The organism is Acidobacteriota bacterium (assembly GCA_033549365.1).
GTDB lineage: Bacteria > Acidobacteriota > Aminicenantia > Aminicenantales > Saccharicenantaceae > JAWSUF01.
In genome coordinates, this window is record JAWSUF010000016.1 from 1 (window position 1) to 12149 (window position 12149).

Annotated in this window: 12 protein-coding genes; 8 read left to right on the forward strand and 4 right to left on the reverse strand. The window is 62.6% G+C overall.

Features of this window, described 5'->3' with window-relative positions:
* Together SCM96_14480 and SCM96_14485 are read right to left on the reverse strand one after the other, a co-directional pair.
* On the reverse strand, window positions 1-526 hold a 526-nt coding region (locus tag SCM96_14480; GenBank protein MDW7761829.1), incomplete at its 3' end, for a nucleotidyl transferase AbiEii/AbiGii toxin family protein.
* Window positions 513-1052: a type II toxin-antitoxin system prevent-host-death family antitoxin gene (locus SCM96_14485; protein MDW7761830.1), complete on the reverse strand. Its 540-nt coding sequence runs from the start codon at window positions 1050-1052 to the stop codon at window positions 513-515. The genes SCM96_14480 and SCM96_14485, both read right to left, overlap by 14 nt.
* A gap of 329 nt (window positions 1053-1381) precedes the next feature.
* Here SCM96_14485 and SCM96_14490 point away from each other — a divergent pair, with 329 nt between their 5' ends.
* The 6 genes from SCM96_14490 to SCM96_14515 are packed head-to-tail and all read left to right on the forward strand — an operon-like array spanning window position 1382 to window position 6657.
* On the forward strand, window positions 1382-2851 hold the full coding sequence (locus tag SCM96_14490; protein ID MDW7761831.1) for a homocysteine biosynthesis protein: 1470 nt from the start codon (window positions 1382-1384) through the stop codon (window positions 2849-2851).
* Window positions 2848-3687, forward strand: a complete 840-nt coding sequence (locus SCM96_14495; GenBank protein ID MDW7761832.1) for a UPF0280 family protein — start codon at window positions 2848-2850, stop codon at window positions 3685-3687. The genes SCM96_14490 and SCM96_14495 overlap by 4 nt, the downstream gene beginning before the upstream one ends.
* Complete coding sequence (asd, locus tag SCM96_14500) at window positions 3684-4754, forward strand: aspartate-semialdehyde dehydrogenase (protein MDW7761833.1); 1071 nt, start codon at window positions 3684-3686, stop codon at window positions 4752-4754. The genes SCM96_14495 and asd overlap by 4 nt, the downstream gene beginning before the upstream one ends.
* Window positions 4751-6118 (forward strand): aspartate kinase, encoded by a 1368-nt coding sequence (locus SCM96_14505; protein ID MDW7761834.1) that lies wholly within the window; start codon window positions 4751-4753, stop codon window positions 6116-6118. The genes asd and SCM96_14505 overlap by 4 nt, the downstream gene beginning before the upstream one ends.
* A gap of 55 nt (window positions 6119-6173) precedes the next feature.
* Window positions 6174-6407 carry a hypothetical protein gene (locus SCM96_14510; protein MDW7761835.1) on the forward strand — a complete coding sequence of 78 codons (234 nt, stop codon included), beginning with the start codon at window positions 6174-6176 and terminating at the stop codon, window positions 6405-6407.
* Complete coding sequence (locus SCM96_14515) at window positions 6400-6657, forward strand: type II toxin-antitoxin system RelE/ParE family toxin (protein MDW7761836.1); 258 nt, start codon at window positions 6400-6402, stop codon at window positions 6655-6657. Before SCM96_14510 ends, SCM96_14515 begins: the two co-directional genes overlap by 8 nt.
* A 13-nt stretch (window positions 6658-6670) precedes the next feature.
* Here SCM96_14515 and SCM96_14520 read toward each other — a convergent pair whose 3' ends face one another.
* Together SCM96_14520 and SCM96_14525 are read right to left on the reverse strand one after the other, a co-directional pair.
* A complete protein-coding gene (locus SCM96_14520) occupies window positions 6671-7840 on the reverse strand; it encodes an FAD-binding oxidoreductase (protein ID MDW7761837.1) in 1170 nt (389 codons plus the stop codon).
* A 6-nt stretch (window positions 7841-7846) separates the two neighbouring features.
* Complete coding sequence (locus tag SCM96_14525) at window positions 7847-8821, reverse strand: ornithine cyclodeaminase family protein (GenBank protein MDW7761838.1); 975 nt, start codon at window positions 8819-8821, stop codon at window positions 7847-7849.
* A 103-nt stretch (window positions 8822-8924) separates the two neighbouring features.
* Here SCM96_14525 and SCM96_14530 point away from each other — a divergent pair, with 103 nt between their 5' ends.
* On the forward strand, window positions 8925-11516 hold the full coding sequence (locus tag SCM96_14530) for a family 78 glycoside hydrolase catalytic domain (GenBank protein MDW7761839.1): 2592 nt from the start codon (window positions 8925-8927) through the stop codon (window positions 11514-11516).
* A gap of 50 nt (window positions 11517-11566) precedes the next feature.
* Window positions 11567-12109, forward strand: a complete 543-nt coding sequence (locus SCM96_14535) for a D-lyxose/D-mannose family sugar isomerase (protein ID MDW7761840.1) — start codon at window positions 11567-11569, stop codon at window positions 12107-12109.
* Window positions 12110-12149: the final 40 nt, after the last annotated feature.

A 12149-nucleotide genomic window follows, 5' to 3' on the forward strand; every position in this document is an offset into this window, starting at 1 on the left:
GCCAGCTTCGCTGGCTTCGTTCCGGGTGCCATTCATCCCCAGGCTTAAAAGCCTGGGGTTTTCTGGCAATGATATAAAAATCGATGTAATCCTTCGGCTCCAAACGGCTGATCAATGTCGCCATTTTATTGCCGGCGATGGCTTCCAGGGAATCCACGGCGAGACGGCCGCCCGAATCGAAGACAGCCATCGGCCGTATTTCAATATCGGCAAGGTGATCGACGACGAAATCCACCTTGACATTCCGAATCAGAACCGAAACAAAAGACGGTTCGCTGATAATGAGGGTGATCTCCTCGTTCCAGGGTTGAAGGATAAGATCCGTGATCGCGGGCAAATCCATCGGTTCCGAGGTAAAGAGATCGATATCGTCGGAAACCCGATGTCCGAGATAGAAAACGGAAAGGGCAGTTCCCCCTGTGAGAAAAAAAGCTTCGCCGAGGATCGGATCTCTGCTGAGAGCAGCCAGCAGGTTCTTTTGAGCTGGAGAGGCATATCCCTCGGGACTCTCTTTAAGGTCTTGCATAAGATTCCAAAATCTTCGTCCATCGAGCGACGGCCCGGGGGGATATCTTCAAGGACGGCAAATGACGACGGATTTCTTCGGGTGTGAAAAACCGCAAGGTGTCCACGGCCCGGCCGCGCTCCAGAAAGCGGGCCAAGAACCATCGGAGGGCATCTTGAAGGGATGACTTTCGGGCAGCCCGGATTTTACCGGCCAAAACGTTTTCATCCGTCAATTCCGGATAATCCCAAAAGACGGCTTTGAGCGGGTTCCCGGCTTTGATTGTCTCGGGTTTCGCGGATCTTGTCTTCTCGACCGGAGGCTCGATTGGCGACGTTTTTTCGTGCGCCTCGCCATAGGAGGCTTGCGTTTCCCGGACAGCCGCCGGCCGAAAACGCCATGCCGCAAGCTCGAAATCCTCGTCATCGACTCCCCTTATGACGACGATCGGTTTCCCCCGGCTTGTCACAACAATCTCTTCATCGGCCGCCGCCTTGAGAATCTCCGATGCTTTGGCCTTAAGCTCCCGGACATTGATGAATCTCATGCTTATGCCTTTTCGTGACTACGATTGAGATCTTATTGTAGCCCCATAAATAAGATTTGTCAAGACGACAAATAAATTCTTGCACGGAGCGGCTTTTTCTGCTATAAACTTCGCCGAGATGAAAAACGGACATCAATCGTTCACCCCATCGGGACGGCTCCCGTCGTCCTCGACGTCCGTTTTCCGTCTTTCTTCCGCCTCCTGTATGATAATGTGAAGCCCGGATACCCCGATCCCTGAGAGGGAAGCGGGTATTCGGGAGGCCCCAGCCCAACGCTTCAACCCCAGGTCTTTGCACCGGGGCATTTCCATGCCGGGAGGCCGACATCATGTCGAAAACGATAGGATCCATCAATAAAAAAATCGCCGCGGGAAAAGCCCGGATCGTCCGGGCCGACGAAATGACCCGCATCGTCCGCGAACGCGGCGCCCGCCGGGCCGCCGAAGACGTCGACGTCGTCACGACGGGAACGTTCGGGGCCATGTGCTCCTCCGGAGTCTGGCTGAATTTCGGCCACGCCAACCCCCCGCTGCGGATGTCCCGCGTCTGGCTGAACGACGTCGAAGCCTACGCGGGCGTCGCGGCCGTCGATGCCTACCTGGGCGCAACGCAAGCCTCGACGGCCGTCGGCATCGGTTACGGCGGCGCCCATGTCATCGAAGATCTGCTCCGGGGACGGCCCGTCGTCCTGCGGGCGGTCTCGCCGGGAACGGACTGCTATCCGCGGAAACGGATCCTCACCGAGGTCCGCCTCGAAGACCTCAATTTCGCGCTTCTCGCCAATCCCCGAAACGGCTACCAGCGCTATGACGCCGCCGCGAACTCCGGATCGGAGACCATCCAAACCTATATGGGCAAACTCCTTCCCCGGCTCGGGAATGTGACCTATTCGGGGGCGGGCGAACTCTCTCCCCTCAACAACGACCCCGGCTACCGGACCATCGGCGTCGGGACACGGGTTTTTCTCGGCGGCGCCCCAGGCTGGATCACCGGTCCGGGCACCCAGCACAATCCCGAGACCGGATTCGGGACGCTCATGGTTCAGGGGGATCTCAAGGCCATGTCGACGGATTTTCTGCGCGCCGCCGTCATGCCCGGCTACGGCCCGACCCTCTATATCGGCCTGGGGGTGCCCATCCCCGTGCTCGACGAAGAGGTCGCGGCGGCGGCCGGAGTTTCCGACGCGGACATCTCCGTGACGATCAAGGATTACAGTGTTCCCTCGCGGAACAGGCCGGGGCTCAAGACCGTAAGCTATGCCGAGCTCAAAGCCGGGATGATCGATCTCAACGGCCGGGCCGTTCCGGCGGCGCCGCTTTCGAGCTTTCATAAAGCCCGGGGCATCGCCGAAACATTGAAGCAGTGGATCCTCAACGGGGAATTCGAACTGACGCAGCCGGCCGCGCCCCTGCCGCGGAAGGCGCGGGTCCGGCCTCTCGAAATCCGGCGGCCGACAAACGGCGCATTCCGGCAGCGGCATGACACCGACGGAAACGAAATGGCAGCGCACGGGAAGACCCAAGGATCAAAAGCCGCCGGAATCGAGGGAAAAACGGCCGCGGCGGCCGAAACGAGAAGACGGAGCGGCAACGGCAGGCAAAATATCGGATCTTCATCGCTTTGGAACGAATCTCGCTGTTTCCAATGCGGCGCCTGCCTTTCCATTTGTCCCTCGCATGTTTTCCGCCGCGACGCCGACTGGCGCGTGACCGCAGACAACGCGCTTTGCAACAACTGCGGTCGTTGCGACGGCGTCTGTCCGGCCGGCGCCTTGACAAGGAACGGAGACACGCCGTGAACACCCATCGCATTGTTCACAAAGACACCATCGCCTTGGTCACCGCGGATGAAGTTTTGATCTCCGTCGCCGAGACCGAGATCCGAAAGGCGCGGCTCGATCTTGAAGAATACATGGAGACCCGGCCGCTTTTTCGCTATGCCCTCTCCCCTTTTCCGGAAGACCCGAAGGCCCCGCCCATCGCCCGCCGCATGATCCGGGCCGCGGCCCGGGCGGGTGTCGGGCCGATGGCCGCCGTCGCCGGAGCGACGGCCGAAGCCGTGCTCCGCGCCATGATCAAGGCCGGGGCCAAGCATGCCGTCATCTCCAACGGCGGCGACATCGCCATGATCCTCGATCGGCCGATTACGGTGGGCATTTTCACCGGCCGGTCCGAGGAGCAGACGATTGCCCTCCGCATCCCTCCCCGCCGGGGAATCATCGCCGTCTGCACTTCGTCAGGGACAGTGGGCCATTCGTTGAGCTTCGGACAGGCTGATGCGGCAACCGTCGTCGCCCGCGATGCCGCTCTAGCCGATGCCGCGGCAACAGCCCTTGGCAACGCTGTCCAACGCCGGAGCGAGGCGGGCTTGCTGAACGCTCTCGAAAAAATCCGGATTCCCGGTATCGAAGGAATGCTGGCCGTCGCCGGCGCCCACGTCGCGGCCAAAGGGCGGCTGCCGGAGATCGTTCGAACGCGCATCGGAAAGGCAACCCTCAACGGCCATTCCGAAGAGAAGAGCGCATCAAACGGGAAAAATCAAGTACGCCCGGCCTGCGAAGAACAGGATTTCAGCTGGAACGGCTACGTCCCGTGCAGGATCCGGACGACCCAAAAAGAAAGAAATCCGTCATGAGACAACAGAAAACTTCCGTCGGCGTTCTGGGCTGCACGGGACTCGTCGGGCAGCATTTCGTCCGCCTGCTCGACGGCCATCCATGGTTCCGGATCAGCCTCCTGGCCGCATCGCCGAAAAGCGCCGGAAAATCCTATCAAGAGGCCTGCCGTTGGATCGCGGGAGGAGAAATGCCGCCGGCGGTTCGCGACATGACTGTCGTCGAAACCTCACCAGATCTTGTGACCGAGTCCGGCTGTCGCGTCTTTTTCAGCGCCCTTCCGGCCGGGATCGCCGGGCCGCTCGAAGCCGCACTCCGCGCGGCCGGATACTTCATTTTCACCAACGCCTCGGCCCGGCGCATGGACGCGGATGTTCCGATCCTCATTCCCGAGATCAATCCGGACCACGCCTCGCTACTCCGCGATCAGATCGAACGTCACGGAGGCTTCATCGCCGCCGGATCGAACTGCACGACCGCCGGGCTTGTCCTGGGGCTGAAACCTCTGGATCCGCTCGATCCGGTATTCTGCACGGTGACGACCTTTCAATCCCTGTCGGGCGCCGGACGCACAGGCCTGGCGGCTCTCGACATCTCCGGAAATGTCCTCCCTTTTATCGGCGGCGAGGAAGACAAAATGCGCCGCGAAACACGGAAGATTCTCGGCCGGGTTCACAGCGGCCGGATCGTCGATCGGGAAATATCCATTCGGCCGACCTGCTGCCGCGTTCCCGTTCAGGTCGGGCACCTTTTGTCCATCGAGGTCGAAACCGCAAGGCGGGCGGACGTGGATGAGGTGCGCGAGCTCTTCAAGGGATTCCACTCTCCCCCTCAAGTCACCGGCCTGCCGACAGCACCGGAGACGCCCATCATCGTCCGTGTCGAAGAGGACAGGCCGCAGCCTCTTCTCGACGCCGGCGCCGGCCGGCCGGAGCGGGCTCGGGGCATGGCCGCAACCGTCGGCCGCATCCAGGCGGACGGACGGCGGATTTCTTTTCTGCTTCTCGTCAACAATCTCGTCCGAGGCGCGGCCGGCAACGTTCTGCTCGCCGCGGAATTCACTCGAAAGGGGGGATTATTACCATGATCGTCATGAAATTCGGGGGCGGATGCCTCCGGGACGCATCGAGCGTTCTCCGGGCGGCCCGCATCGCATCCGGGCGAATGGCGCCGTCCGTCTGTGTGGTTTCGGCGCTTCAAGGCGTCACGGACGCCATTCTGGCGGGCCGGGCCGCCGCGGCGGAAGATATGAGTGCCGTTCCGGAAATCATCGGAAACTTGAGACAACGCCATACCGCGGTCATCGAAGGCGTGATTTCCTCAGCCCGGCTCAAAGCGTCGGCCCGCCGCTCCGTCGAAAAACGGCTGGCCCGCCTGGAGCGCCTTTTCCGGCGGGCCGGCCGGGATAGGGGCGATCCACATGACGCCGCTGTGGTTTCGAGTTACGGCGAACGCCTGGCGGCCGCCGTTTTCGCCCACACGATCTGCGGGCTCGGCCGCCGGAGCGAAGTCTGGGAAGCGGACGCCGTCGGTCTGATCACGGACGGAAAGCCCGAGAATGCCTCAGCCGACCCGGGACTGTTCGCCGTACGGGTCGCTCCTCACGCCGCACGGGCGGCCGGCCGGCGGGCCATCCCGGTCCTCACCGGGTTTTTCGGCGCCGCGCCGTCCGGACGCGTTTCGACCTTCGGGCGGAACGGCTCGGATTACAGCGCCGCCGTCGCCGCGCGGGCGCTCGACGCCTCCCGCCTTGAATTCTGGAAGGACGCGGCCGGCTTCATGACGGCGGACCCCGAAATTGTGCCCGAGGCCGGAACCGTCCGCCGCTTGACCTTTCGCGAGGCGTCCGAGCTCGCCTCGCTCGGGGCGCGCATCCTCCACCCCCGAACGTTCGAGCCTCTTGAGGGAGCGGAGATCGCTCTTCGAATTCGCAACCTCGACCTTCCGCGGAATCCCGGGACGGCCGTCATTCACAAGCGGACCGGGCGCCGGGCGAATTTCAAGTGCGTGACCTCCAACCCGCAGATCGCCGCCCTGCGAATTCCGGTGCCGTCGGCCGGGCAGGGGGCGTCGCTTCTCGCCCGAACCCTGTCCTGTTTGGCGGAGGCCGGAGCGACTGTCACCTCGATGATCACGACCCGGTCGGGCCATCTTCTGCTGATGGCCGCGGCCGATGCCGAACAAGGCTGGGCCGCCATAAAAAACCTGAACGGCGGGGCGCCGCCTTATGCCGAAATCCGGCGGGATATCGCGATTGTCGCCGCGGTCGGCGAAGGCGTGTTGGAACAGCCCGGGGCGGCAGGCCGCGTCTTGGCCGCCCTGGCCCGGGAAAAAATCGGTGTCGAGACGGCCCTGCTGGGCGCCTCGGATGTTTCGGCCTGCGTCGTCATCGCCCGCGAAGAGGAGACACGGGCCGTTCGCACTCTTCACAGGGAATTTATCAATAGTTAACTATTTTATACTTTTTCTTGACTTTGCTAACTTTAAGCCCTATTATGAAAGCGCCATGAAAGATCAAAAAACCACTCTGGCCGTCAAGGTCGATTATGCCGTGGCTGAACGTGTCAAAAGCTTCTGCCGGGAGAGGGGCGTGAAATACGGGTTTTTCGTCGAAAAAGCCCTGCTCGAGCAACTCAACCGCGAGGAACTCAAGGAAGATCTTGTGGACATGAAAGACCTGAGAACCCTCGAAACTCAGGCTGTCGTGCTCGATGACTACCTGAAGAAGCGCCGTGTATGATATCTACATTCTCCCGCCGGCGCAAAGGGACCTCGACAAACTCGAACCGCAGACATTCAAAAGGATCATTGAAAAGATTCGCGGGTTAGCCCGTGAAGCCCGTCCGCCGGGCTGCCTGAAGCTCACGGATGAAGAGGGCTATCGGATCCGAGTCGGAGATTATCGCGTTCTATACCGGATCGACGATCCCATGAGACGGATTTATATTTATCGCATCAAACACCGTAAGAGCGTCTATAGAGATATCTAGAAGAGAGAAAAGATTACACAACGTTGTATTCGCGGGAGGGAGTGCCTTTTCTGAAGCGGCTCAGGCGGAGTTCGGCGATGTCGAGAGTCCGGGCTCGGCCCTCCAGAATTTCCTCGGCCAGAAGAAGGCCGCAAGCGGGGCCGTGCATGAAGCCGTGGCCGGAAAATCCGGTGATGACGTGGAAACCTTCGATCTCTTCGGCACGGCCGAGGATGGGATGGGCATCGGGCGTGTTCTCATAGAGACCGGCCCAGCGCGAAGCGATTCCGGCATTTTCGAGAAGCGGCAGACGCCGGCAGGCCGCCTCCAGGTGAACCGCTTCCCAGTCGTCGTCAACGCTCTGATCAAAACCGGCCGGTTCGGCGGCGTTGGACATGCCGGTCAGGACGGCCGGGCCTTCGCGGTGAAAGTAAAGGCTCCGGCTGAAGTCGATCACAAACGGCAGGTCTCCGGGAAGGCCCGGAATCGGCGTTGTGACGGCGATCTGGCGTTTGACGGGCGAGACGGGGATGTCGATCCCGGCCATCCTGCCGACTTGACCGGCCCAAGAACCCGCGGCATTGACGACAACCGGCGATGAGATGAACCCTTGGGTCGTCGAGACGCCGCGGACGCGACCGGCTTCGACACGAACGCCCATCGCTTCCACATCCGTCAGGCACACGGCGCCCCGGCGGTGGGCGGTTGCGATATAGCCCTGGACGACGGAGGCCGGGTCGGCCAGGCCGTCATCCGGTCCCCAGGTTGCGGCCAGGGCATCCGGAAACGCAAAAAGCGGAAGGCGGCGCCGGAGCTCATCTCCGTCCAGCCACTCCGTCCGCACACCCAGACTGTTTTGCAGGGCCGCCTGCCTCCGGAATTCCCCGATATCCCGCTCGTCGGTCAGAACGAAGAGATAGCCGCATTTTTTGACGCCGGCCGGCTGACCCGTCTCCTCCTCGAAGCGGTCGAGCATCGGGAGGCTGAGGAGGGACATGCGGATGTTGATTTCGGAGTCGAACTGATGACGGATGCCGCCGGCGCACTTGCCCGTGGCTTCCATTCCAAAATGCTCCCGGCGTTCTAGGAGGACGACCCGGCGGCAGTTCATACGGGCCAGGTGATAGGCCGTGGATGCCCCCATGACGCCGCCTCCGATGACGACGGCATCGGCGGTTTTCGGAAAAGGGGAATCGCCGGCCATCGCGCCTCAGAGAGGAAGCCGGACGCCGAGACCGCGCTCGACCGCCCTCCGGAGGACTTCGGGAGCGACGGCCATATCCCCGATGGCCAAGCCGAGATTCATGGCCATTGTTCGTTCGGAGGCGTTCTCGCGGCCGGGCTTTCGTCCGGCCAGGATCTCGCCGAGGTCGGCGTATGGGTCGGGCGTTTGCCGGAAATAGCCGACCGTCCGGTAGTACTGAAACTGGGGGATGTCGTCCGTCGCCAGCTTGTCCATTTGAAGGAGGGCTTCGGGCTTCCAGTAGGAATCGAAATCCACGGCGCCGGCGAAGGCCCCGGGTTGCAGCCAATCCTTTTCGATCACGGGATCGGGATTTTTGAGCAGAGGGCCGGCGGTCACGACGAGGTCGCTTGCCTCGACGGCCCGGCGGGGTTCGGAGACGGGATCGATCTCCAGCCCCAACTTCGGGGACATCTCTTCGATGAAGGCTTTGAGGGCCGGGGCGGAGATGTCGTAGGCCAAGACGCGCTTCAGCGGAAAAATCGAGGCCAGCGCCAGAAGATGCGTCCTGCCCTGGAGGCCGCAGCCCAGGATCGCGGCTGTTTCGCTGTCGGGACGGGCCAGGCGCCGGGCTGCGACCGCGGTCGCCCCGGCCGTGCGGTAACCCGTGATCCAGGTGCAGTCCATGATCGCCGTGGGCAGCCCGGTTTCGACATCGTTGAGGATGATCAGCCCCGAGATATAGGGAAGGCCGCGGCGCGGGTTTTCCGGAAAGCCGCCGACCCATTTGATCCCGGCCGCCCGCATCTTCGGAATGAGCGCGGGCATGGCGTGGATGAAGGCGTCGGGACCCGGGTGAATGCCGGGCTTGGGGGGCATCTCCACCCGGCCCTCCCCTTTTTCCAGGAAGGCCGTCTCCATCAGGGCGATGACGGTCGGCATGTCAAGGCCGGCCGCCTCAACGTCCGTACGGGATAAATAAAGCAGGCTTGTATCTTTCATGATGCCTCCGCGGCTATTGTAGGCCGAACGGGCGGAACGCCGCAACGGCCCCGGTTGCCTCACGCGATGTTTCTTCGCATAATAGCCGGAGGAGGTGTCGCCCATGACGATTCAAACACGGAAGAAAGGCCCGCAGCCTCCGCACGGTCTCCGATGTGAATATCTCGAAAATCCCCTCGGCGTCGACGTCCGGGCGCCGCGCTTCTTCTGGATTTGCGACCATTATGGTCGGGCCCAAAAACCGACGGTCTGCCGGGTCATCGTGTCGACGGCTTTCGGCGCCGCAACCGCCGACATGTGGGACAGCGGCCGGATGGAAGGGCCGGACACGCCTTACGTCGTCTATTCCGGAAAACCTCTCGAAAGCGACCGGACCTATTTCTGGAAGGTCAAGTGGTGGGACCGCGACGGCCGGGAAAGCCCCTGGAGCCGGACGGCGTCTTTCGGCACGGGTCTATTCGAGCCTTCGGATTGGACGGGGGAATGGATCGGGGGCGGCGGACTTCTGCGCCGGGAATTCACGCTTCCCGCCGAACCGATCCGGGCCCGGGCCTACATCTGCGGCCTGGGATACAACGAACTGCGGATCAACGGCCGCAAAGCCGGTGAGGCGGTCCTGGATCCGGGATGGACGATCTACGAAAAGCGTGTCCTCTACGCCGTCCACGATGTCACGCCTTTTCTCAAGAAAGGTGCGAACGCAGTCGGAGTCATGCTCGGCGCGGGCTGGTTCAAGGGGCGGGCTTTGCGCTTCCGCCTGACCGTCGTCTGCGCCGGCGGACGGACGGTTGACCTCGCGAGCGACGATTCGTGGACGGCGGCCGCCGGACCGATCGTCGAGGACAGCCTGTTCGACGGCGAAACCTATGACGCGCGCCGGGACGAGCCGGGATGGGACGCCCCGGGGTTCAAGGCGAAGAGCTGGACGCCGGCCGAGCGCATCGAGGGTCCGGCCGGAGTGCCGTCCTCGCAGATGATGCCGCCGATCCGGGTCGTCGATACCCTGGTGCCGCGGGCCATGTCGAATCCGCGCCCCGGCGTCTTTGTCTTCGACATGGGCCGGAACTTCAGCGGATGGGCGGCGATCCGGGTGAGCGGACCCGCGGGCGCCGAAATCCGGCTTCGGTTCGCCGAGCTTCTCTATCCCGACGGAACCCTCAACCGCGAAAATCTCCGCAGCGCCCGGGCCGAGGACCGCTTTATCCTCAAGGGCGAAGGCGTCGAAACCTGGGAGCCGCGTTTCACTTATCACGGTTTTCGCTATGTCGAGCTTTCGGGTTGGCCGGGCGTGCCGCAGATCGACAGTGTCAGGGGACGGGTCGTACATACCGGAGTCGAGCCCGCCGGAAATTTCGCGGCCTCGAAGCCCGTTCTCAACCGCATTCAGGACATCCTCCTGTGGGGCCTGAAAAGCAATCTTCACTCCGTCCCGACGGATTGCTGCCAACGCGACGAGCGCATGGGCTGGATGGGTGACGCCCAGGCCACGGCGGAGACGGCGATTTTGAACTTCGACATGGCCGCCTTTTACACGAATTTCATCCGCAACATCCGCGACGTCCAGGGCGAAGACGGGAGCATCACGGACACCGTCCCGCACGTCTGGGGCAAGCGGCCGGCCGACCCGGCCTGGGGTGCGGCCTATCCCCTGCTCTGCCGGGCGATGTTCCGGTATTACGGAGACCGGCGCGTGCTCGAGGAGAACTATGAGGGCCTCAAAGCTTATGTCGAGTTCCTGCGGAGCAAGGCTGAAGACGGATTGGTGCGTTACAGTTGGTACGGCGACTGGGTGGCCCTCGAAAAATGTCCGGGGAGCCTCGTCTCGTCATTTTATTATCTGTCGGGCGTGCGGATCCTGGCCGCGGCGGCCGGAGCGTTGGGGCGGGAGGATGATGCGCGGGTATACGGGGAGCTGGCCGAAGAGATCCGGGAGGCCTTCCACAGGAATTACTTCGATCCGAAGACGGGAAGCTACGGCCCGTCCCAGACGGCCAACGTGTTGGCGCTTTATCTCGACATCCCTCCTGAGGATGTCCGGGTCAAGGTCTGGGACAGCCTGTTCGACAACATCGTCTACGGACACGACTCTCACCTGACGACAGGCATCATCGGCACGAAGTATATTCTGGAATATCTGGCGCGGCGCGGAAACGCCGACCTGGCCTACGACATCGCCGGGCAGGAGACCTATCCGAGCTGGGGTCACATGATCGCCGAAGGCGCGACCACGGTCTGGGAGTTGTGGCAGAAGCGGGAAGGCCCGTCCATGAATTCCCACAATCACCCGATGCTGGGCAGCATCGGCGCCTGGTTCTTCAAGGCCCTGGGCGGGATCGAACCGGACGACGGGGCGCCCGGCTTCGGCCGGATTCTTTTCCGGCCGCGCATGGTGCGCGACCTCGGGCATGCGGCGGCGGCGACCCGGACCGTGAGGGGCGGGGCGGCCTGCTCCTGGTCGAGGGGCGACGGCCGGACGCGCGTCGAGATCGTCGTTCCCGTCGGCGGAGAGGGCGAGGTCCGGATTCCGACATTCAATTATCGGCGCATTGAAATCGTGGAAAGCGGGCGGCCGGTCTGGTCGGACGGAGCGTTCGCGCCGGGTGTGGACGGCGTTGCCGGGGGAAGACGGGACGGCAAAGAAATCGTTCTTCTGATCGGGTCCGGACGGTACGTTTTTGAAATGACGGGAGAATAGAGCGATCGAGGAAGGCGGGAGATTGCAAAATCGGATATGAGAGGTCGGACATGAACAAAGAGGACGTCGAGAAAATCCGAAAAAGGGCGGCGGCCGTCATGGAGGAGGCCGGGATCGTTCTCCGGCCGGAGGAGGCGGCCGAAATCGAAGTTTCGGATTTTGGGCTCGGCGACATCCTGAACGTCGGGCTGCAGGTGGTCGTTTACGTCAACACCGGGGGATACTGCGCCAAGGACATCATCCTCTTTCCGCGCCAGATCTGTCCCGAGCACCGCCACCCGCCGGTCGACGAGCGGAACCGCGGCAAGCAGGAGACCTTCCGATGCCGGCGGGGCGAGGTTTATCTGTATATTCCAGGGGAGCCGGCGGCGAAGCCGAATGCGGTCATTCCGGAAGGCTACCGCAAAGATTTTACGGTGTGGCGGGAAATCGTCCTGAAGCCCGGGGACCAACACACGCTCGCGCCGAACACGCTCCACTGGTTTCAGGCCGGTGACGAAGGGGCGGTGCTGTCCGAATTTTCGTCGACCAGCACCGACGAAAACGACATCTGGACGGACGCCCGGATGCGCCGCCTCCCCGAAATCGATTGAAAAAATAAGTTGAAAATTTCGGTGGGCGGGGCATAATAGG